This is a genomic window from Paenibacillus assamensis DSM 18201, from assembly GCF_000422445.1.
Classification (GTDB): Bacteria; Bacillota; Bacilli; order Paenibacillales; family Paenibacillaceae; genus Paenibacillus_B; species Paenibacillus_B assamensis.
In genome coordinates, this window is the sequence record NZ_AULU01000003.1 from 434,991 (window position 1) to 456,946 (window position 21,956).

Consider the following 21,956-nt stretch of genomic DNA (forward strand, 5'->3'; position numbering starts at 1 on the left):
AACCATCTATCTCTTAAACTCAGAAGAAAACGTGCGTCTTTGTTTTGGCATAGTAGATCCGCTCCTTGTCATATTGCTCTTATTCTACTAACCCTTATTTTTTCTGTCCAACTAAGTGTAGCCGATCCAGTGTAGCCGATCCAATTGGGAGTTAATAAAAAACAAGAGGTGAGTACATTTGATAGCGAGAAAGATTTTACTATTGATCTATTTGTTCTTAATCTTCTTATTTGGGATTTTACTTGTACCATTTAAATTAGTGTGGGGAGCACAAAAGGAGATTGATAGTATTGTCTTTGCTCCAATATGGAGCACTATTTATCGAGGCAAAGTTGTGAACGGATATAGTCTCTTTTATGAACTTTACACAGGTAGATTAGCCCTGACTCTTGTTGTTTTGTCACTCATCTTCATTGCGCTGTTCAAGTTCTTCACTCCCAAAGAGGAAGTTTAAAACTTGTGAAAAGTATAAAAGGTTGCTCCTTATATTTGAGAAGCAACCTTTTTCTATTCAATCATGATATTTCATCGAGCACAATACCATGCTCTTCAAGAGCATATGAGATATTTGGGTTTGATCATGTAATCACGATATGCAACATAGTTTTTTTCTCTGCACCTAATACGTCTATTAAAGTTAAGCATCTGATTAATTTGATCATCTGAGGTTAGGTAACTTTAACAACACAAAAAACCACTCCCTAATAGAATTATTAAGAAGTGGTCATTGCTTGATTTATTATTCGTAACTGTGACTGCTTCTTAAATCAAGGCCAAAATAACCTCAATTTAAGGAGCTGAGTGGTCTAACGTAATGGCTCAAAAGCCTATTACATCATGCCGCCCATGCCACCCATGCCGCCCATATCAGGCATGCCTGGTTTGTTCTCTTCTGGCTTGTCAGCGATTACCGCTTCAGTCGTCAAGAACATAGCTGCAACGGAAGCAGCGTGCTGCAATGCAGAACGAGTTACTTTTGCAGGGTCTACGATACCTGTGTCAAGCATGTTAACCCACTCGCCTGTAGCTGCATTGTAACCAATGCCAACTTTCTCGTTCTTCAAGCGCTCAACGATAACGGAGCCTTCTTGACCAGCGTTCTCAGCGATTGTGCGAACTGGTGCTTCAAGAGCACGCAATACAAGGTTAACACCTGTTTGCTCGTCGCCACCAACTTGAACTGCATTAACTGCATTGTATACGTTCAAGAGTGCAGTACCACCACCAGCTACGATACCCTCTTCAACTGCTGCGCGAGTTGCGTTAAGAGCATCTTCGATGCGGAGCTTGCGCTCTTTCAATTCTGTTTCAGTAGCCGCGCCGACTTTGATAACTGCTACGCCGCCAGCCAATTTAGCCAAGCGCTCTTGCAATTTCTCTTTGTCGAACTCAGAAGTTGTTTCTTCCAATTGCGTACGGATTTGCTTAACGCGAGCGTCGATATCGGATTTCTCACCGTTACCGTCTACGATAATTGTGTTCTCTTTCGTTACGCGGATTTGACGCGCGGAACCAAGTTGCTCCACAGTCGTAGATTTCAGCTCAAGACCAAGCTCTTCTGTAATCACTTGACCACCAGTCAATGCAGCGATGTCTTGCAACATTGCTTTACGACGGTCGCCGAAGCCTGGAGCTTTAACAGCTACGCAAGTGAATGTTCCGCGAAGTTTGTTCACAACAAGCGTAGCAAGTGCTTCGCCTTCAAGATCTTCAGCGATAATAACAAGCTGCTTACCTTGTTGAACCACTTTCTCAAGAACAGGAAGAATCTCTTGAATGTTGGAGATCTTCTTATCTGTAATCAAGATGTATGCATTGTCAAGAACTGCTTCCATCTTGTCTGTGTCTGTAATCATGTAAGGAGAGATGTAGCCGCGGTCGAACTGCATACCTTCAACTACTTCAAGCTCCGTAGAGAAGCCTTTGGACTCTTCTACTGTAATAACGCCGTCTTTGCCGACCTTCTCCATCGCTTCAGCGATCAATTGGCCAACTTCGTCGTCAGCAGCAGAGATTGCAGCTACTTGAGCGATGCTTTGCTTGCCTTGGATCGGCTTCGCGATAGACTTCAACTCTTCTACTGCAGCTTTAACTGCTTTCTCGATACCTTTGCGAAGAACCATAGGGTTCGCGCCAGCCGTAACGTTCTTCAAGCCTTCGCGAATCATCGCTTGAGCAAGAACTGTAGCTGTAGTTGTACCGTCACCAGCAACATCGTTAGTCTTCGTAGCTACTTCTTTAACGAGTTGAGCACCCATGTTCTCGAATGCATCTTCAAGCTCGATTTCTTTAGCGATTGTTACACCGTCATTCGTGATAAGCGGAGATCCGAATTTCTTCTCCAATACCACGTTGCGGCCTTTAGGTCCAAGTGTAACTTTAACAGCGTTAGCAAGTGTATCAACACCGCGAAGCATCGCACGACGTGCGTCTTCTGAGAACTTGATTTCTTTAGCCATTATGAAACCCTCCCTGAATCGTTCAAATTGTTCGTACTATATTTATCCCGCCGCTCTCGACGGTCTCATTTACAAGTAAGTATGTGCGGGCAATTACCCAAGAATAGCGTGAATGTCGCTTTCTTTCATAATCAAATACTCTTTGCCTTCGAATTTGATCTCTGTGCCAGCATATTTAGAGAAGATGACACGATCGCCTTCTTGTACTTCAAGCGGAATACGTTGACCGTCTTTGATTGCACCGCTGCCTACTGCTACTACACGGCCTTCTTGCGGCTTCTCCTTAGCTGTATCTGGCAATACGATACCAAATGCAGTCGTTTCTTCTTTCGCGATTGCTTCGATCAATACGCGTTCTCCTAAAGGTTTGATCATGAAAAATAGCCTCCTTCTAACTGAAAGGTTATATAGTTAGAGCAGCAGCTACATTAAGCAGCGCGCTCCAGTAAACCACTTTGTCATTATTAGCACTCGTAATCGGTTAGTGCTAATAACAATCTCTATGATACTGATTTTATGTCTAGTTTGCAAGTAGTAAGCCAGCATTTTTTATAATAAAAATGCCTTGCGAGCCTATCCGTCACGTTCCGACACCGCTTACGAACACCTTCACCATCATACCCGAAAACGTACGAAAAAAAACAACCCAAGCCACTTGTAAGCAATGTCGCTTGTTATGGCTTGAGCTGAGAGATCGTGTCTAGCTTACTGAATACGGATGTTCTGCTTCAAACTCTTCTTCCCACGCCTTATCTCTAGCTAACTGCTTGCGATAGATGAAGGAAGATAACAGCACACTGAATTCATATAACAAAATAAGTGGAATCGTTATCAAAATATCCGAGATAAAATCCGGAGGCGATATGGAGACCCCGATTAGAACCAGTCCGAAGTAAGCAAACCGCCGCATTTTGCGCAGCCGCAGCGGATTCAAGATCCGTATAGCCGTCAAAAACATAATCACCAAGGGCAGCTCAAACAGTAAAGCCATCGGCAATACAAGATTAAACAAGAACGTTAAGTAATGTGTAATCCCATACAGCTCTTGCAGCCCTAGCTGTTGGTTCACATTCGCTGTGAACTGGAACGCCATCGGCGCAACAATATAGTAAGCGAAGCACATCCCTGCAATGAACAATACAAATACGAAAGGTATGTACTTCAACGTTGCCCTTCGCTCATGCTTCCTTAAGCCAGGACTAACGAATGCCCAGAGCTGATACATGATGAAAGGGAGCGTTAACGATAAGGCGACGAGAAATGCAAACTTCATATAAATACCTACACCGTCCCAAGGTGAGAAGCTCTTGAACGTGTAGGTATCAGCCGGAGGTCGGCTAATCACGTATTGGAACAGCGGTTCCGCCAAAAAGAAACCGCCGATAAGACCGGCGATTAGCACAGCCACAATATACATAATTCGTCTGCGCAGCTCCGTAATATGCTCGATAACAGATAACTGTTGTTCAGTATCTTGCGACATGCCTACACACCAACCTGTTCTTGCCGTATTCCGCACAACGCTGCTTCACGCCACAAACCATAACATGGAAGCCTCAGCTCTGCTGGCAGATAGCTCCCTATCGCACCTGCTGGGCTATTCCAATTATTCTGGCAGGCGACGTGATGTGCTGGGCTGACTTGGCGGTTCGCTGGACAGTGAAGCGGCTTGTCCATTCGAAACGTTAGCAGATGAAGACAGCACTGTGGATTCGGATGAAACTTCCTTGCGCTCCGTACCCTTGTTATCCTCATCGTCTCGCATAACATCACGTGCGCCAGCCTTGAATTCACGAAGTGTCCGACCGAATGCACGGCCAAGCTCAGGCAGCTTGTTAGGTCCGAACAGCAGTAAAGCCAAGATCAAAATGAGAATAAGTCCTGGAATACCTATACCGGATGGCATACCTGGATCGACTCCTTTCACCCATGTCTACATACAAATGCTGTAATCATCATACCACAACATTCACCTATAAAATACCAACTTTTATTGTAGATGAGCAAAAGAAATCATTTTATAGCCAGCACTTGCACGAAAATGAAATTGGCAGGGGTGATTTAGTCATGATCATGGTAACGTCCGCTCGCTACCTCTAGAGCATGAGGCAGCTGATCAATAACGGCCATTAAGTTATCATGAACGCCTTTTGGGCTTCCTGGCAGATTGATAATGAGCGTACGATTGCGAATGCCGCACACACCGCGAGACAACATAGCTCTGCGCGTCTTCTGCATGGACGTATATCGCATTGCCTCTGCTATGCCGGGCACAATCCGATCTACTACCTTTAGTGTCGCTTCAGGTGTCACATCTCGGGGAGAAAGACCTGTACCGCCTGTGGTCAGAATCAAATCTGCTTTATAATAATCCGCCATTTCAATTAGAGAGGCCGAAATATCATTCATCTCATCTGGCACGATGCGATAGTCCACGATAACGCCGCCCAGCTCCTCTTCTACCAATTCACGAATAACCTGTGCGCTCGTATCTTCCCGTTCACCGCGTGATCCTTTATCGCTTGCGGTCAATAGCGCTACTTTCCAATTCATAACCAATCCTCCTCCCGACCGTTAACCTTACTGCTCGTCCTCAACCCGATAGTCGCCATTCTTTCCGCCTGACTTCTCAACAAGGTAAGTCGGTCCAATGACGATATCTTTTTGGAGAGCTTTGCACATATCATATACCGTAAGCGCAGCTGCGGATACCGCCGTCAGCGCTTCCATTTCGACGCCAGTCTTACCTGTCGTCTTCACTTCCGCTTCTATAGTCAATGTATCTTCATCGTTGTCTGAGAACGTAATATTCATACCTGTAAGCATAAGAGGATGGCACATCGGAATCCATTGCGCTGTCTGTTTGCCAGCCATAATACCAGCTATTTGCGCAACCGCCAGCACGTCCCCTTTTTCGATCTGACCTTGCTTAATACGCTGGAGCGTCACAGGGTTCATACGAACGGTCGTGCGAGCTGTAGCTGTGCGCTTCGTAACATCTTTGCTCGTAATATCAACCATCTTCGCATGGCCTTGCTCGTTAAAATGCGTCAACACGTCCATCTTTCACCGATCCTTCCCACAAGCTATGCCTGCATAAGTCCATTGTACACCATCTGGGCAAATTATGAGATGTACAGGCACATCATGGTTCTCCATCGGTACATTCACTACCTGCTGCCACTCATAAATAAGGGCAGCGATATACGGCAGTTCCTTGCGTCCCTGCTGCAGCTTCGCTAAGAAGCGGTCATAATAACCCGCCCCCATGCCAATCCTGCCCCCAGCTAGGTCGAATCCTAGCCCTGGCACGAGTACAGCATCGACATTAACGAGTTGTTCAGCGCTTAATGCGGGAACCGTATGTTCCGGCTCTTGGATGCCATACAATCCCATCTGCATCTTGCCCTCAGGGTGCCATGCATGCCAGCTCATCTCACGGTTTGCTTGATGTGTAACAGGGACATAGACCTCATTTCCCTCTTGAACAAGCGTTGTAAGCATAGGCACGATATCCAGCTCTTGTCCAAATGGCATATAGGCAAGCACCCGCAGCGGTCTATTGGCGTCCTGCCGTAACTGCCCGAGCCAACATAGAGCATGCATGCAGGCTTCGGCACTTGCTTGCTTACGTTCTTGAACTGTCACTGCTGATCGACGCGACTTTAGCTGAACGCGGAGCGCATGTTTCGAAGAAGCAGAAGAATCAGCAAGCTGACGCACATCTTCATTACGTTCTACCAATAGCTCACACCTCCTGCCAAGTTAAACATAGCTATCTTCCGCAGCACATGAAGTCATTGGTTTATGTTTATTTATGAGTACTTCCATAAGCACGTGAATGATTTTCTTCTTTAAGTGTATCACCCTTCCGTCGCTACGGCTAGCAATGTACGAACGTTTGTGGTCGTTTTCCAAGAATTCATGTACACTATAATCAGCTGGTGATACGGAGGAGAATTAGTATGCTGCTTCAAGTAAACAAAGTTACGAAATACTACGGCATTACGCCTGTGTTAACCGATATATCTTTTCATATTCAAGCCCGTGAAAGAATGGGGTTAGTTGGGGTCAACGGCGCGGGCAAGTCTACCCTGCTTAAAATTATTGCCGATGAGCTGTCGCCCGATTCAGGGCATGTATACAAAGCAAAGGAAACGACAATCGGCTACTTGGCTCAAAATAGCGGATTGCAATCCAATTTGTCCATATGGGATGAAATGATAGGCGTATTCCAGCATCTAATCGAAGCAGAGGCTGAACTGCGCGAATTGGAGAAGCAAATTGCAGATCCAGAGCTGGCTCAAGATGCTGCTCGTTATGAAGAAACGATGCACCGCTATTCAGAACGATCCGATTGGTTCCGGGAGCAGAACGGCTATGCTATGGAAGCTCGCGTCCGCGGTATTCTTCACGGTATGGGCTTCGGGTCCATGGATCCGAACACGCTCATTCATACGTTAAGCGGCGGGCAGAAGACCCGCCTTGCCTTGGCGCGCATGCTGCTGCAGCAGCCAGACATCCTGTTGCTGGACGAGCCAACGAACCACTTGGACATCGATACTCTAACATGGTTGGAGCAATACCTTCGCTCCTATCCGGGTGCTGTACTCGTCGTTTCTCACGACCGCTACTTCTTAGATGCTATGGTAACGGGCATCGTTCAGATCGAGCGCAATCATGCGAAGCGCTACACGGGCAATTACAGTAGATATATGGAACTGAAAGCTGCTGAATACGAGCAAGAATTGAAACAATACGAGAAGCAGCAAGAAGATATTGCGAAAATGGAAGCATTCGTACAGCGCAATATTGTTCGCGCTTCGACAACAAAGCGTGCTCAGAGCCGTCGTAAAGCATTGGAGCGTATGGATCGTATCGACAAGCCATTAGGCGATCTGAAGCGAGCTTCATTCTCTTTTGAGATTACACGAACGAGCGGACGTGACGTACTGCGCTTGAGTAATGCATCTGTGTCTTATGAGCCTGACAAAACCCTATTCAAGAATGTCGATCTCAATCTCGATCGCGGTGAAACGGTAGCCTTGATCGGACCTAACGGTATTGGTAAGTCAACGCTGCTCAAGAGCCTTATCGGCAAGCATAAGTTGGATAAAGGGCAGTTCCAATGGGGGACGCATGTATCCATTGGCTACTATGATCAAGAACAAGAAGCATTGAATCCGAACAATACGGCATTAGAAGAAGTGTGGAGTTCATTCCCACACTTAGATGAAGTGCGAATTCGTACGGTTCTGGGCAGTTTCTTATTCAGCGGAGATGATGTGCTCAAGCTGGTTGGCTCGCTAAGCGGCGGCGAGAAGGCTCGTGTAGCTTTAGCCAAGCTGATGCTGCTGCAAGCTAATATGCTCATTCTAGATGAGCCGACGAACCATCTTGATTTATTCAGTAAGGAAGTGCTAGAAGCTGCCCTAATGGACTACGAAGGGACATTGCTGTTCATTTCACACGACCGATATTTCTTAAATAAGATGGCAGAACGCGTTGTAGAATTGACACCACAGGGTGCCACTTCATACTTCGGTAACTACGATGATTATATAACGAAGAAGCAGGAGCTGGAAGAAGATGCTTCGGAGCTGGAGCAACGCGGAAAGACACCTCCTGCTACTGTGCACACGTCGACTTCACCTGCCTCTAACTCATCTGCTAGTAGTGACGGTGCTGGAGATACAGCAGGGCGTTCTGGCGCTGCCCAATACGAGTTGGACAAGCAGAAACAGCGTGAAGAACGTGCTCGCCAGCGCAAAGCGGAACAGCTGGAAGTTAAAATTGCAGAGCTGGAGTCGGAAATTGAACAGTTGGAGACGGAATTGGCTGATCCTGCAGTTTATAACGACTATGTTCGAGTGCAAGAGATTCAAGAACAAGTACAGCAGAAGAAATCTCAGTTGGAACAGCAATATGCGGACTGGGAAGCTTGTATGTAATCTGACGTGGATATGGTACATCCTTGTGTAATTGACATGCCCCACGAAAAATGTCGTAATTAAAATAGGAGCCCACTGTAATCGTTCTTTACGAGAATACAGCGGGCTCTCTATTTTTCATGTTCCACCACTTGGAGGAAAAATGTGGACAGTAAATTTTATTCACAACATAAAATGGATTTATTTACATTCGATTCATAAATGAGCACCGCCAACTTCGCTTAATACCAGCATTTTCAACAAGATATCCAATCTTATCCACCGTTTTATGCACACTATCCACAATTTTGAAAATACTTTGTGAAAAAATGATCCCCTATTTTCTTCGCATTCAACTCCTTGTGGCAATTGGCCCTATGGTACTTTTCCCCATTAAATATCTAATATGTGGATAACTATTGTCCACATGAAAAATGTCACACTTTGTCGCTTTTACTCTTTTCTCGCATGTTCGCGTGCACTGGACGTTTCATTTATGCACATCATGCGCGAGCAGCATGCTGTATACCATTTTTGAACGCTTCATCCATCTATCCTTGTACCGCAGACTGCTGCGAATCCGTTGCTTCGCTCTCTGATAATCCGGCACTGCTCCAAGCTTGATTACAAGAGGCCATATAAGCCTCTGCTATCGCAAGCATAATGTCGCAATGAGCAGCCGTTCCACGATAAGAATGACCATTCACCTGTACCGTAACTGCGGCTTCTCCCACTGCCTCTTCACCAGATGTAAGGGAATGCAGCTCCAAATCCTCAAAGCCAATCTCGTTGCCATGTGCCTGCTGCATCGCTCGAATCAGCGCCTCTACAGGACCTGCTCCGATACCTGCATACGTGTACTCCTTCTGTTCATGAATGTTGAAGATCGTCACGCTTGCTACTCTTGCGCGGGAGGTGCCTGCCACAACCTGCACATCAACGAGCTTGAAACGCCCCCACTCTTGATCAAGCGCTTCACCTACGCAGGTCAACAATTGTTGATCCGTAACAACTTTTTGGTTGTCAGCAAATTGCTTGAAACGATCGTATACATCATTAAGTTGATCTGCATTCAGTTCAATGCCATACTGGCTCACTTTGTGCTTAATCGCATGTCGTCCTGAATGCTTGCCCAGTACGATTAGCTCATGCGGAATGCCAAGACGGACAGGGTCCATAATTTCATACGTGTTGCGGTTCTTCAACAGTCCGTCTTGATGGATGCCCGACTCATGCTGGAACGCATTGCGACCGACGACTGGCTTGTTAAAGGCTATTGGCATATGCATCATGCGACTTACGCTGCGAGAAACTTCGTACAAATGCTCCATTTGGACGTTCGTTTCAAGCTGCCAATAATCTTTGCGCGTATCAAGTGCCATGACCAGTTCTTCCAATGCGCAGTTGCCCGTACGCTCGCCGACACCGTTGACGGTCACTTCAATTTGATTCGCCCCGGCTTCAATCGCGGCAAGGCTGTTCGCAACAGCAAGGCCAAGATCGTTGTGGCAGTGTGCGCTGAAGCATACGTTCTCAGCGCCACGCGCTTCCCGGCGAACGAAACGGAACATTTCGCCGAATTCATGCGGCATGGCATACCCGACCGTGTCAGGCAAGTTAATAATGCCGGCGCCTTCCTCGATGGCGGCTTCTACTAGCTCCGCCAAGTAGCTCTGGTCAGCGCGCGTCGCATCCATCGCGCTGAACTCGACGCAGTCGACGAATTGACGCGCGTAGGCGACCATTTCGCGAGCGCGCTGTTTGACTTCGGCACGCGTCATGCGCAGCTGATGCGTGAGGTGAATGTCAGACGCGGAGATGAACAAGTGGATGCGGCGCTTTTCCGCATCTGCGGTTGCTTGGACTGCCGCGTCGATATCCCCGCGCACGGCACGCGCGAATCCGCAGACTTCAATCTGCGGATAAAGGCGGGAAATGCGCTGCACGGCTTCGAATTCCCCTGGACTGGAGACAGGGAATCCAGGCTCCAGCACATCTACGCCCAAGCGAACCAATTTATCTGCGAGCAGCAGCTTCTGCTCGAATTGAAGTGCGGCGCCTGGCGCTTGTTCCCCGTCTCTCAACGTCGTATCGAAAATCGTAATGCGTCTCTTTGCCTCGTTCGTTACTGGACCTTTACCCGTAAAAATCATGTTCGTCATGTTCATGCTCCTCGCTTTCATATTTATATGCCTTGCTTGCCTCAGGTACAAAAAAACAGGCCTGCCATCTCCTAAGAGACGACAGACCTGCCGCGGTACCACTCTTGTTGGAACACGTCCTGGCTGCATCAACAGCCGCGCATTCCCCCTTATCCTCATAACGGCGAGGTTCCGGAACGGCCTGCTCCAACTTGTCGCATGTTGCGACAGCTACTATCAGCCACTCTTGCTCCCAGGCGAGTTCAAACGTCTCCCTACTGCGTCGCACCGACCCGCAGCTCTCTGTAAGGCAGTATCACTCTACTACTCCTGTTCATTGCGTGTATTTATGTTCGTTTCATAAGCTATCGGTTATATATTGAAGCTGTTTTGCCATACTGCTTGTTGTAAGTAACTTATACATTTGATTCGTTGATGTGCTGTTCATTTGTCCGTTTATCGTGGATTGTTGATGAAAAATGTCTTTCCAATAGTGGACAGTCTTTTGTTAAAAGATATAGTCTGCTCAGACTTTCGGTCTACCATATACAGCACATCATTCGAAATTAGACACCACATATAGCTAGGATTTTATTTGGAGCAGCTAACAACTACATTGTGCCTGGTGTCCACCTTTTTATAGACATTTCAGTATATTGTCCACGTTAGAAGAACAAATTTTCTAGTCGAAGCATGAATGAAGCTGGGTTTTATTTTTGATTCATCTTCCCTCTTCTGCTCAGAATCAGAACTAGTACATTCAATTTAGCAGTTCAGTCCCTCATACATACAAAATACAAAAAAAGCCCGCCGTCTCTTATAAAGAGACGACAGGCTGCTGCTGCCGTGGTACCACTCTCGTTGGTGAGCTGTCTTTCGCGAAAAGACAAACTTCACCCGCTCCACCGCACACGTCCCATGTCCGGACATCGACCGTGCGCGTGCCTGATGACGGGGGCTTCCGTAGCGAACTACACAGAAGGAGGTTCTAGTTCATCATGCTCTTTGAAAGATACTTAGATGCTCATGTCGGCATCTAGATCTAGCATAATTCACATTAACTGCCTAATCCTTCGCTCGCTCCGCTCCAAGGCGAGTTCAACGTTATCCACCTACCGCATCGCACCGTACTGCGGCTCTCTGAAGGCTTCACACTTCTACTGTTCCTTGTCACAGCGTTTGCATTATTCTTTTTCCAATTATTCGGAAAAGGTTTGTTGATTATTATAGTACCCCAATCATGAATAGTCAATTACATTGTCTCAAAAAAATGATCAACAGATTCAACATCCATCATGCACCTAAAGGGACTTACTATTTTCACTATTAATAGCACGCTCATGCACGGATAAAAAGAAGCGATGTCGGGCATCTTTTGCTTAGCCTGAACAACTATCAACTATTAAGAAGAGGTGAACCCGTTGCCAAACATCAACGTAAACGATACCTCCCTTTACTATCAGGTTCAAGGGCAAGGCGTACCTATTATGTTTATCCATCCACCGCTGCTAACGTCGGACAACTTCGATTATCAAGCGACCCAGCTATCAAACCATTTTCAAGTCATTACGTTCGACATCCGAGGCCACGGTTCCAGTGAGCGTTCGTTCGAGCCAGTCACCTATCCGCTCATCGTACAGGATATGCTGAAATTGATGGACGCTCTTAACATAAAACAGGCGTATGTGTGCGGCTACTCAACAGGTGGCGGTGTAGCGCTGCACGCACTGTTGACTGCTCCAGAACGCTTTCTTGGAGGTATACTTGTAAGTGGTATGTCAGAAGCTAGCGATATATATTTAAGACTTAGAATGGCTACAGCAATTGCACTCAGCCGCTCTAAATTAAAATCGTTTCTTAGATTGGTCATTACGTGGGGAAATGCGGACAACCTCATAACATTTCGCAATTTATATCGCTCTTCACAACAGGGAAATAGCGACAATTGGTACGAATATTACCGTTACTCCCTAGATTACAGCTGCACGGATCAATTGCACCAGATTCAGGCCCCTGTGCTGCTCGTGTACGGAAAAAAGGACAAAAGTTTTCATCGGTATGCAGTAAAACTACAGCGGTATTTGCAAAACAGCAAACTTATTTGGATTCCAAAAGCAAAGCATCAAATTCCAACAAAGAATGCTATCATGTTGAATGACTGTATGGAGAACTGGATTACTGAGCAGGAAACACGAGTGTAAAAGATGGATACTACTTCGATACTACTATCATCAATAAAGCTTGTCCGCTTGTTGCAAACAAATCAAAAATAAATATAATACTGTGCTCTATTTACACAAGAAAAATCCCCAGCTTCGTTAGGAACGGAACTGGGGATTGTCTAAATCTATTTTACAGACCAACCCTCCAAGGAGAACGTTGGATGTGCGTTAAAATCGAGTGACGAGAAGTCTTGCTGTTTCCATTTCAAATATCCAGCCGCACCAATCATCGCCGCATTATCTGTGCAATATTCCATCGGCGGCACGAGCAATGGCACACCTTCCGCTTCGCAGCGAGCTGTCAGTTCAGCGCGCAGGCCTTTGTTCGCAGCTACGCCACCGCACAGTAGAAGCTGCTTAGCATCATATTCCTTAACAGCACGCATCGCTTTGCCAACAAGTACGTCGATGACAGACTCTTGGAAGCCGCGAGCGATAGCCGAATAGTTAGGCTCATTGCCTTTCATTTTCGACTGGTTCACAACGTTAAGCACGGCTGACTTCAATCCACTGAAGCTGAAGTCATAGCTGTCAGGTTCCAACCAAGAGCGAGGCATTTCTACCACTTCTTCTGCTTCACAAGCAAGCTTATCGATATGCGGTCCTCCCGGGTATGGAAGATTAGCTGCACGAGCGACTTTGTCGTAAGCTTCGCCTACTGCATCATCTCGCGTGCGTCCGATCAGTTTGAACTGTCCTTCATTTTCAATATGAACAAGCTCCGTATGTCCACCTGATACTACAAGAGCCATACAAGGATATTCAATCTTTGCCGTAAGCTGATTCGCATAAATATGACCTGCGATATGATGAGTTCCGATAAGCGGAATGTTAAGGGCCATAGCTAGCGACTTAGCAGCTACAATTCCAACAAGCAAAGCTCCTACTAGCCCTGGGCCCTGTGTGACAGCGATCGCTGACACGTCTTCCAATGAAATGCCCGCTTCCTCCACAGCCTGCTCGATCATCACAGTGATGGTTTCCACATGCTTACGGGAAGCAATCTCCGGTACCACACCGCCAAAGCGGCGATGCACATCGATTTGACTCGAAATCATATTCGACAACACTGCATGCCCATCGCGCACGATAGCTACGGACGTCTCATCACAGCTTGTCTCAATTGCTAATATATAAATAGGCTTATCCGACGGCGTTGAAATGCTTATATCACTGTTGCCGTTAACGATACTACCTGTAACTTTCTCATTCACCGTTTGCTTTCCCACCTTTAAGCTCTTTAAGCTAGTAACTACTTGCACGTAATTGATCGATATTCGTCCACATAATGAGCGCATCTTCGTTATTATCAGAATAATAGCCTTTACGGACACCTGCAGGTTCAAAATCATATTTACGATACAAGCGCTGAGCCACTTCGTTTGTGACACGCACTTCAAGCGTCATTTTATTCATACCCTGTGCAGCAGCTTCTGTGATGAGTGTCTGCATAAGCTGCTCCCCATAACCGTGTCCTCTGCTGTCAGGATGAACGGCAATGTTTGTAACATGCGCTTCATCAATTACTGTCCACATGCCTGCATAGGCAATGATCGTACTATTTTCTTCAATGACCCAATAATGTGCAAAAATATTGTTTGTCAGCTCATTGTAAAACGCATCATTCGTCCATGGCAGCGTGAACGAAGCTTGCTCCACGATCTGTACAGCCTCAATATCTGCGACCGTCATTGGCCTTACTCGTGCAGGCTCAGTATGAAGGCTTGCTTGTTCCACTGAGTTCACGCTCCTTATCTAGCATGTATTCGATTCTAATCCTACTGAGATAGGCTGCTCCAACCATTATTCAAGGTGCAAATGAAATGGTGCATGGTCGAAAGACTATCTCTCGAAGACAGTTGATCCTATTAGTATTTAATACCGATTATCCCGTTTTATTGCCCCTGCTGTTGCTGCTTCAGCTTGGTTTCGGCTTCGGTCAATTGAGTGTAGTTCGGCTCCAAGCGATGAACTTCATCTGTATCGCCTGCAAGCAGACGCGCAAGACCGAGTATCCCTATCCATGCAGCGTCTATAGGTGATGATTCTAGATGGACACGGTGGCCAAATGCAGTCTTCAGCTCCTCCAACTTGGCCCGGTGCTGATCGACATCTCCAGCGAAAATAATATGCAGCTCTGGATTGTTCTCCAGTGCTTGTGCTGCTTCATCCGCAACATCTACTAACATACGAATGCCATCTGCTGATTGACGAGTACACGCTTCCTCTATCGATAAGCTGCCTGTTATTACATGCTTTATCAGCGGTTGTCCATTGATATCAAATGCAGCTGTATATACTTGACCACGACGTGCATCCATAATTGGATAAATACGTACAGGTGCGCTGCAAGCAATAGAGAGATCTTGGTCATTTGTATTTTTTTCCGCTACAAGTACGTTCGCTTTCTCCCCTTGCGCAGCAGCAGCAATCCCGCTCAACGCAAGTGCATGCAAGCTAGATACGCCAACAACCGGTTTACGCCATGCCCATGCCAGCGTTTTTGCTGCGGTCACCGAAATACGCACGCCTGTATAAGAACCTGGCCCGATACCAACTGCAATACCATCGACTTGGCTGCCTGTCCAACCTTGTTCCGTCAACATTGCCTGCATCGTTGGATTGAGTCTAATCGAATGATTACGTTCCTCCGAGGACTGGATTGTATTTATAATGCTCGTCCCTTCCAACAGCGCAGCTGCCATCGTAGCTGTCGACGTATCGAAGGCCAACATTTTTTTTGTATGCATTAGATTAAATTCCTCTCCACTTTATCTCGTTCAACTGTGTCGCAAATGGCTCGCCGTATGCCGTCAAACGTATAGAACGGCTCTGCTCTCCTTCATATTGAATGAATAAATGCAAATATTGAGGTGGCAGCAATGGTGTAATAATGCTCGACCACTCCACAATCGTTACTCCATCTCCGTAGAAATATTCATCCAAGCCAAGTTCATCCGCCTCAGCCATGCCAACACGATAAACGTCCATATGATAAAAAGCCATTTCGCTGCCTTCGTATTCTTTAATAATTGTAAATGTCGGGCTGTTCACGACCTCATTCACGCCTAAGGCCTTGGCAAACGCCTGCGAAAAGCGTGTTTTGCCTGCTCCCAAATCCCCGTCAAGCGCAATAACAGCACCTGGTCGGCATTTTTTAGCCAGATGCTCTGCCAATTTTACCGTATCTGCTTCACTATTTGATAGATAGGTCATTTCCACTGATTGCATTGCGTTCACTCCAAACGTTTACTGAACAGCGGTCAGCTGTACCTTTTCTCCATTTCATCATTAGCTGGCTGCTCAATTGTATTTCTATATTATATCGGTGCATAAAGTGTTGCCGCAAGGAATTTACAGAAGACGCCGCAATGTGGAGGAGGAAATTTCCTGAGGTAGACTTTATTTCATAAACGCAAATAAACAGATGAAGGATTTCACATTGCCTAAGCTCCCTTATCGTGCAAGGACAGCCTCGACCTTCTCCTTCATCTGTGATATTAATCTGTACCATTAACTAGCATGAGAAATTATTGATGGCTTTCTTCCTTCAATCGTTCAACGGATACCGTTTGTGTATCCGCAGGATTTGTACCCACTTGAACCGTAGCCATCCCGTTGGCAACATCCACACTTTCAATCCACACAGAGTGCTCCCCGTCTAGCTGTACAACGAAATTGCTTGGTGAATCATAAATTTCCTTGGCTCGATTAACATTCATTGGCTGCTTCCTCCTTCATCTTGCTAAAACGCATCGTAGTTACCTTTTTAGTCTTTCTTGTCGCTTTCATATTCAATGGTTAAAAGAATGGCTCTAGCTCTACACTTTGATTCATTATGTTCACTTCTATTGCCAGCATTAATAACGTCTCCCAATCATTCAAGATCATGCATGTAGCGTGTTCTTATATGGCATGTACTTGTATCCAAACGGGCATCCAACACTTACCCGTGTTGACTTCCTCCACGAATCTCATACTAACAGCATTAACGTGCAGTCTTGATCTTCATACCCATTCTAAAGCCTATCCCATAAAAAGGAGGGAAAAACATGCATACGGTGTGGAAAGGGGCTATTAGCTTCGGCCTTGTCCATGTCCCAGTTAAAATGCATACGGCCACCGAAGATAAGGACATTTCGCTGCGTATGATTCATAACAAATGCGGCAGCCCTCTATCTTATATTCGGGAATGCCCGGTTTGCGATACAGAAGTGCCTTGGGGCGACATTGTTAAAGGATATGAGTACGAGACAGGTCATTTCGTGCTATTTGATAAAGAAGAATTAGACGCACTTCAAGAAGAAGCCAGCCGTTCCATTGCCATTCAAGACTTCGTCGACTTGCAGGACATTGATCCCATTTATTATCAGAAGACTTATTATTTATCACCTGATCAAGCTGGAATGAATGCTTATCAATTGCTTCGTGAAGCGCTTAGGCATACAAATAAAATTGGCATCGCTCGTGTTACGCTGCGAGCCAAAAGCAGCTTGGCTGCCATAAGAGTTATCGATAATTGTCTCGTTATGGAGACGATGCATTTTCCAGATGAAATACGCGTATCCAGCGCAGTTCCAAATGTACCCGCACAGGTACAAGTTAACGACAAGGAGTTGGAGATGGCGAAACTGCTAATTGGCCAATTATCCACTTCTTTTGAACCACATAAATATAAGGACGAGTATCGTGAGCGACTCCTCTCACGCATTCAGCAAAAAATAGCTGGCAAAGAAGTGAAAGCTGCTCCTCAGCTTCATCAGGAGACACCTATTGTCGACCTGATGGCGGCGTTGCAGGCGAGCATCCAAGCTACGATGCCGGGAATGGCACCTGCCATGATAGCGACAGACGCAGGAATTACGGCGGCGGGGGCGCAACCATTGGGTGCAGCTAATGCCAGTGAAACCGCTGGCGCAAAAAACACTGCTGTTAAGCCACGCCGGCGCAAGGCTGCCTCTGGCACAGGCGCGGCTCCAGCGAGCAACAGCGCTGCTCCAGTGGACAACCGCGCAGCGGCAAGTGGACGTGGTCGCGGGCGCAAAGCAAATGCAACTGCGGAAGCTGGTGCAACCTCCCTTACGGGAGCGGCTAGCTTCACGGGCGAGCATATCGCCGCAAGCGCAGCGACGACTGCGAACGCAGCTGCACGCGCGAACGCGGCTGCTGGCGCTGCAGGTGCACGCAAGCGCACAGCGAAAGCTGCGCCTGAGGTGCTTACAGCTGGAGCTGCCGCTCTTGATAGCGGCGCCTCAGCGAAGGCAGTGCACAGCGCGAACGCTGCAAGCGCTGGCCCGGTTGATGCCAGCGCTGCGAAGCCGCGCAGCACGCGTCGTCGGCGCATGCAAGCAGCTGAAGCTGCGCCTGAAACAGCAGCAAGCCCTGCGGCTGCTGCTGACGAGAGCGCTGCCGCTAAGCCTGCGCGGCGCACACGGCGACGCAAGAGCGAGGCGCATGCCTAGGGCGCCCCGCTCACGCACTGCAGTGCGGCAAGCAAAGCAGGCTGCGGCATCTGCTCCATTTAACGCAGCAGACATGAACATTGCTGCCCCAGCCACTATTCCGGCTGCCGCAGAGCCAGCAGCAATGGCAATGCGTGTAAGCGCCATCGACCTGCACAGCTTTGTGCCGATGGCGCCCATTTTAGCTGATGCCGTCCCCCAAGGCCCCCAGTGGCTGCATCAGCTGAAATGGGATGGCATTCGCCTGATTGCGGACTGCAATCTTACTATTAAGGATCGAAGCATAAAATTGTATACAAAGCGAATGCTGGATCGAACTTCCTCATTTACGATAATCGAACAAGCTCTTGCTCAGCTACCTGCGTTGCAAGGTCGTTCTGCCTTGTTGGATGGGGAAGCAGTCGTCATCGATCCAAGATTGCGCAGACCTTCCTTTAGTCTTATTTTGCAGCGCCAGCGATCATCTATTGCAAAACAGAACGATATAGCCGCCCATCAGCGTTGGCCATTATCATACGTATTATTTGATCTTATCGCTCTAGACGGTCAAGATTTGCGGACATGGCCTTATGAAGCGCGGCATCAACAACTATTGAATTTATTTGCACAACAGAAGATCGATTCACTTTCCAACCAAGTCTCTGTTCAGGTAGCGGACGTTTATGAAGACGGTCAAGCACTTTGGTCATGGGCAGTAGAGCATCAATGGGAAGGGATTGTAAGCAAACTAAAAAAGGCTCCCTACAGCTGCGGCAAAAAGCATCAGGCATCATTTAAATGCAAAAAGGAATTAGAGCTAACAGCATTAGCCTACGGCGTAATCATGAACGAAGGACGCATAGCGAGCCTCATTCTTTTCTCTCACGAAGGAAGCTATTTAGGACGTGTTGCCATCGGTCTTCAACAGCAGCATCGAGAGCTTCTAGAAACGTGGGCACAGCATCCTGAGTATGCCACCAAATATGCAGCCGAACCAGCATTGTGCCCAAGTAAATCACTGCCACAAGAACTACGTCGTCTATCGATACGATGGTTTCATGCACCTCTGCCCTGCCTCGTAGCCGCATTGGAAATGAATGAATCGGGATTGCTTCGACATCCAAAGTTGCTTGCGCTCCCTTACTTGTCTGGACAAGCATGAACAGTAACCATTCATCGGATGATAAATGAACTAAAATACGCTCTCTGGTCATACAGCATCATCTGACATTGGATGCCTACTTGTTTTGTTCAACGTTTACTTTTTTACTCATGATTTCAATTTTTACATTCTTTTAAAAAGCAATCTCAGCAAAGCATAAGGAGTGTATAGAGGATGACAGCCCCCTTCATCATGCTGCAAGTCGAAGGTCATGAAGTCAAATTATCTAACCCAAACAAGCTATTATGGCCCGAGCTTCAGATTACGAAGGCAGATTACTTGATGAAGCTGCTGCATCTTGCCCCCTATTTGCTGCCTGCTTGTGCCAATCGTTATTTAACTACGATACGCTATCCAGGCGGGGTACCTGGAGAGTCCTTCTATCAAAAAAACTGTCCTGATTCTGCCCCTGCCTTTGTAGAAACAGCCATACATGGCGACATTCGATATGTGCTGCTAAATAATACGGCCACCCTGCTATGGCTGGCTAATTTAGCTTGTATCGAGTTTCATCCATCTTTGCATACCGTCGATAATCCATTGCCAGAGCAATGGATTATTGATCTGGATCCTTCTGTGACAGTTGAACCGCGCATTATGGAAGCCGCCAAGCTAGTCGGTGAACTGCTATCCTCACTTGGCATCAGCAGTATTCCAAAAACGTCAGGTGCTACAGGTGTTCAAATTATCGTCCCTATTTCCAAAGGCCCAACCTTCGATGAACTGAAAGGTTTAGGGCTATTTGTAGCCCGTTATTTATGCGAGCGCCATCCTAATCTGTTCACAATCGAACGATTGAAAAAGCATCGTGGGACCCGCATTTATATCGATTATGCGCAGCATGATGCAGGCCGTACGATTGCTGCCGCCTATACGCCACGCGCCACTCCGTACGCCTCGGTCTCTACACCTCTAACATGGGAGGAAGTAGCACGTAATCCAAGCCCGCAGCAATTCACATTGTTAAATGCAGCAGAACGCTTAAACCAAGTCGGAAATCTATTAACACAAGTGCCACCACAGCAAATGGAGTCTATCCTACTTGCTCTAAAGCAGCGGTGATAACATTCGAGAAATGGCTTCCATCACACGCTGTTTATGGGATCGCTCAATAAAATGACGATATTCGATTTCTCTGCTTACTTCAAAGTCTTCAAAGAAATCGGCCTCCACACGATAAATAGCGTTGCTATCAAATAGAATAGCGTTAAGTTCAAAGTTGCAATAGAAACTGCGCATATCCATATTTGCTGTACCTATACAGGCTAATGTCTTATCAATGATGAGCGTTTTCGCATGACAAAATCCTTGTTGATATTCATAAAATTTGACCCCTGCCTTCATCAGCTCTTCTACATACGAACGAGCCGCCCAATCAACGATGTTCGAATCTGATTGATGCGGAATAATAATGCGAACGTCGACTCCACTCATTCCTGCCGTCTTAAGCGCCAGCCTAATGCTCAGATCAGGCACGAAATAAGGAGTCATCATCCATATTCTTTCTTGTGCACCTATAAGGGCTCCGAAGAATAATTCCTGTGTTGCTGCAAGATCTGCATCAGGGCCACTTGAGACCATTTTTACTTGTTCATCTCCTGTACACTGATGCGGCGGGAATAACTCCTCCTGCCAAACCTTCTGTCCCGAAGCAAACGACCAATCATGTAAAAACACAGCTTGCAGCGCATAAACCGCATCTCCCTCGATCTGCATGTGCGTATCACGCCAAAAACCAAGTTTCTCATGGTAACCAGCATATTCATCACCGATATTAAGACCGCCAACATAGCCGATTCGCCCATCGACAACAACAATTTTTCGATGATTGCGATAATTCAATCGCCGCCGAAATAGGGAAACCGTAAGCGGCAGAAAGAAATGAAATTCGACCCCCGCCTTCTGCAACTTCGTCACATAGGCTTGATTCAATTCCAAGCTGCCAACCCCGTCCGCGATAACACGAACTTTCACACCTTCACTTACTTTTTGAATAAGCAATTCCTGAATCATACGTCCAATTACATCATCTCGAATAATATAGAACTCCATATGGATATGATGTGTCGCTGACTTCAATCCTTCCAGTAAGGCGTTATAAGTCTCCTGTCCATTTGTTAAAATAACCGTTCGATTACACCCAGTTATAGGACTGTCCGACAAGGCTGATACAAGTCCAAACAAGCGCGGCTGCTTCCTCATGTACTCATTATTCATCCTATTCCGGTCTGTAATTCTAGTAATACTCTTTATACGTCCTAGCAAATCGTCCTCGTAACGATTATGCCGTACTCGCCTTCTCGCCGTATAATCCTGAGCTACAAAATAGTACAGTACAAAACCAATGAGCGGGAAGCAAAAGGAAATCAATAGCCATGCTACGGTCTTCGAAGGATGCTTATGCTCCAGAAACACAATCGTAATCAACTGGATTATGTAAATGACAAGTGCTGCAATAATCCATAACATCCCTACTCCCCCTCTACATGGTTCTATCCAAACATTACGTTTATGTCCATAAATCAGCATCCATTTTATGTATGTATTTTCACTTCCTATATGAAATAGACGCATGCACATGATTTGAATCATCATTTTGCA

At 46.6% G+C, this 21,956-nt stretch carries 19 protein-coding genes and 1 other annotated feature; of the genes, 5 read left to right on the top strand and 14 right to left on the bottom strand.

Features of this window, described 5'->3' with window-relative positions:
• Positions 1–830: 830 nt before the first annotated feature.
• The 7 genes from groL to H580_RS22990 all read right to left on the bottom strand — a co-directional run bounded on the left by groL (position 831) and on the right by H580_RS22990 (position 6,203).
• Entirely contained in the window at positions 831–2,459 is a 1,629-nt protein-coding gene (gene groL / locus H580_RS0101875) for a chaperonin GroEL (protein WP_028593285.1), read from the bottom strand.
• 93 nt (positions 2,460–2,552) lie between these two features.
• Positions 2,553–2,834, bottom strand: coding sequence for a co-chaperone GroES (gene groES, locus H580_RS0101880; protein WP_028593286.1), 282 nt, complete (start codon positions 2,832–2,834; stop codon positions 2,553–2,555).
• Between the two features lie 325 nt (positions 2,835–3,159).
• Positions 3,160–3,942 (bottom strand): twin-arginine translocase subunit TatC, encoded by a 783-nt coding sequence (gene tatC / locus H580_RS0101885; RefSeq protein ID WP_028593287.1) that lies wholly within the window; start codon positions 3,940–3,942, stop codon positions 3,160–3,162.
• Between the two features lie 123 nt (positions 3,943–4,065).
• A complete protein-coding gene (locus tag H580_RS22985) occupies positions 4,066–4,365 on the bottom strand; it encodes a twin-arginine translocase TatA/TatE family subunit (RefSeq protein ID WP_036604299.1) in 300 nt (99 codons plus the stop codon).
• A 155-nt stretch (positions 4,366–4,520) separates the two neighbouring features.
• A complete protein-coding gene (locus tag H580_RS0101895; protein ID WP_028593288.1) occupies positions 4,521–5,012 on the bottom strand; it encodes a MogA/MoaB family molybdenum cofactor biosynthesis protein in 492 nt (163 codons plus the stop codon).
• Positions 5,013–5,039: 27 nt separating this feature from the next.
• Entirely contained in the window at positions 5,040–5,522 is a 483-nt protein-coding gene (moaC, locus tag H580_RS0101900; protein WP_028593289.1) for a cyclic pyranopterin monophosphate synthase MoaC, read from the bottom strand.
• A 3-nt stretch (positions 5,523–5,525) separates the two neighbouring features.
• The gene (locus tag H580_RS22990) at positions 5,526–6,203 is read right to left on the bottom strand and encodes a 5-formyltetrahydrofolate cyclo-ligase (RefSeq protein WP_051217147.1); all 678 of its coding nucleotides are present in this window, start codon (positions 6,201–6,203) and stop codon (positions 5,526–5,528) included.
• 221 nt (positions 6,204–6,424) lie between these two features.
• Between H580_RS22990 and H580_RS0101910 the strand changes: the two genes are divergently transcribed.
• Positions 6,425–8,410, top strand: coding sequence for an ABC-F family ATP-binding cassette domain-containing protein (locus H580_RS0101910; protein ID WP_028593290.1), 1,986 nt, complete (start codon positions 6,425–6,427; stop codon positions 8,408–8,410).
• Positions 8,411–8,940: 530 nt separating this feature from the next.
• Here H580_RS0101910 and H580_RS0101915 read toward each other — a convergent pair.
• On the bottom strand, positions 8,941–10,551 hold the full coding sequence (locus H580_RS0101915) for a 2-isopropylmalate synthase (RefSeq protein WP_245583460.1): 1,611 nt from the start codon (positions 10,549–10,551) through the stop codon (positions 8,941–8,943).
• A gap of 71 nt (positions 10,552–10,622) precedes the next feature.
• Positions 10,623–10,877: a binding site (T-box leader), on the bottom strand.
• Positions 10,878–11,942: 1,065 nt separating this feature from the next.
• Between H580_RS0101915 and H580_RS0101925 the strand changes: the two genes are divergently transcribed.
• Entirely contained in the window at positions 11,943–12,731 is a 789-nt protein-coding gene (locus H580_RS0101925) for an alpha/beta fold hydrolase (RefSeq protein ID WP_342663173.1), read from the top strand.
• A 146-nt stretch (positions 12,732–12,877) separates the two neighbouring features.
• On the opposite strand, the gene tsaD is transcribed toward H580_RS0101925, so the two are convergent.
• The 5 genes from tsaD to H580_RS0101950 form a co-directional block, all read right to left on the bottom strand.
• Positions 12,878–13,921, bottom strand: coding sequence for a tRNA (adenosine(37)-N6)-threonylcarbamoyltransferase complex transferase subunit TsaD (gene tsaD / locus H580_RS0101930; protein ID WP_051217195.1), 1,044 nt, complete (start codon positions 13,919–13,921; stop codon positions 12,878–12,880).
• 76 nt (positions 13,922–13,997) lie between these two features.
• A complete protein-coding gene (gene rimI, locus H580_RS0101935; RefSeq protein WP_245583461.1) occupies positions 13,998–14,489 on the bottom strand; it encodes a ribosomal protein S18-alanine N-acetyltransferase in 492 nt (163 codons plus the stop codon).
• Between the two features lie 158 nt (positions 14,490–14,647).
• Positions 14,648–15,502, bottom strand: coding sequence for a tRNA (adenosine(37)-N6)-threonylcarbamoyltransferase complex dimerization subunit type 1 TsaB (tsaB, locus tag H580_RS0101940; RefSeq protein WP_028593296.1), 855 nt, complete (start codon positions 15,500–15,502; stop codon positions 14,648–14,650).
• 4 nt (positions 15,503–15,506) lie between these two features.
• Positions 15,507–15,983 (bottom strand): tRNA (adenosine(37)-N6)-threonylcarbamoyltransferase complex ATPase subunit type 1 TsaE, encoded by a 477-nt coding sequence (gene tsaE / locus H580_RS0101945; RefSeq protein WP_028593297.1) that lies wholly within the window; start codon positions 15,981–15,983, stop codon positions 15,507–15,509.
• Positions 15,984–16,282: 299 nt separating this feature from the next.
• Complete coding sequence (locus H580_RS0101950; protein WP_028593298.1) at positions 16,283–16,474, bottom strand: H-type small acid-soluble spore protein; 192 nt, start codon at positions 16,472–16,474, stop codon at positions 16,283–16,285.
• Between the two features lie 330 nt (positions 16,475–16,804).
• Between H580_RS0101950 and ku the strand changes: the two genes are divergently transcribed.
• The 3 genes from ku (at position 16,805) to ligD (ending at position 20,417) form a co-directional block, all read left to right on the top strand.
• Positions 16,805–18,214 (top strand): non-homologous end joining protein Ku, encoded by a 1,410-nt coding sequence (gene ku, locus H580_RS26945; RefSeq protein WP_084508827.1) that lies wholly within the window; start codon positions 16,805–16,807, stop codon positions 18,212–18,214.
• Between the two features lie 169 nt (positions 18,215–18,383).
• Positions 18,384–19,355, top strand: coding sequence for an ATP-dependent DNA ligase (locus H580_RS26595; RefSeq protein WP_425414101.1), 972 nt, complete (start codon positions 18,384–18,386; stop codon positions 19,353–19,355).
• Between the two features lie 174 nt (positions 19,356–19,529).
• On the top strand, positions 19,530–20,417 hold the full coding sequence (ligD, locus tag H580_RS0101965; protein WP_028593300.1) for a non-homologous end-joining DNA ligase: 888 nt from the start codon (positions 19,530–19,532) through the stop codon (positions 20,415–20,417).
• Here ligD and cls read toward each other — a convergent pair.
• Positions 20,403–21,824 (bottom strand): cardiolipin synthase, encoded by a 1,422-nt coding sequence (cls, locus tag H580_RS0101970; protein ID WP_028593301.1) that lies wholly within the window; start codon positions 21,822–21,824, stop codon positions 20,403–20,405. The genes ligD and cls overlap by 15 nt on opposite strands.
• Positions 21,825–21,956: the final 132 nt, after the last annotated feature.

What these genes read in the sequence shown, in the direction of transcription:
- groL (WP_028593285.1), bottom strand. Translation starts at nt 2,459, where the DNA reads ATGGCTAAAGAAATCAAGTTCTCAGAAGACGCACGTCGTGCGATGCTT.
- groES (WP_028593286.1), bottom strand. Translation starts at nt 2,834, where the DNA reads ATGATCAAACCTTTAGGAGAACGCGTATTGATCGAAGCAATCGCGAAA.
- tatC (WP_028593287.1), bottom strand. Translation starts at nt 3,942, where the DNA reads ATGTCGCAAGATACTGAACAACAGTTATCTGTTATCGAGCATATTACG.
- H580_RS22985 (WP_036604299.1), bottom strand. Translation starts at nt 4,365, where the DNA reads ATGCCATCCGGTATAGGTATTCCAGGACTTATTCTCATTTTGATCTTG.
- H580_RS0101895 (WP_028593288.1), bottom strand. Translation starts at nt 5,012, where the DNA reads ATGAATTGGAAAGTAGCGCTATTGACCGCAAGCGATAAAGGATCACGC.
- moaC (WP_028593289.1), bottom strand. Translation starts at nt 5,522, where the DNA reads ATGGACGTGTTGACGCATTTTAACGAGCAAGGCCATGCGAAGATGGTT.
- H580_RS0101910 (WP_028593290.1), top strand. Translation starts at nt 6,425, where the DNA reads ATGCTGCTTCAAGTAAACAAAGTTACGAAATACTACGGCATTACGCCT.
- H580_RS0101915 (WP_245583460.1), bottom strand. Translation starts at nt 10,551, where the DNA reads ATGACGAACATGATTTTTACGGGTAAAGGTCCAGTAACGAACGAGGCA.
- tsaB (WP_028593296.1), bottom strand. Translation starts at nt 15,502, where the DNA reads ATGCATACAAAAAAAATGTTGGCCTTCGATACGTCGACAGCTACGATG.
- tsaE (WP_028593297.1), bottom strand. Translation starts at nt 15,983, where the DNA reads ATGCAATCAGTGGAAATGACCTATCTATCAAATAGTGAAGCAGATACG.
- H580_RS0101950 (WP_028593298.1), bottom strand. Translation starts at nt 16,474, where the DNA reads ATGAATGTTAATCGAGCCAAGGAAATTTATGATTCACCAAGCAATTTC.
- ku (WP_084508827.1), top strand. Translation starts at nt 16,805, where the DNA reads ATGCATACGGTGTGGAAAGGGGCTATTAGCTTCGGCCTTGTCCATGTC.
- H580_RS26595 (WP_425414101.1), top strand. Translation starts at nt 18,384, where the DNA reads ATGGCGCCCATTTTAGCTGATGCCGTCCCCCAAGGCCCCCAGTGGCTG.
- ligD (WP_028593300.1), top strand. Translation starts at nt 19,530, where the DNA reads ATGACAGCCCCCTTCATCATGCTGCAAGTCGAAGGTCATGAAGTCAAA.
- cls (WP_028593301.1), bottom strand. Translation starts at nt 21,824, where the DNA reads ATGTTATGGATTATTGCAGCACTTGTCATTTACATAATCCAGTTGATT.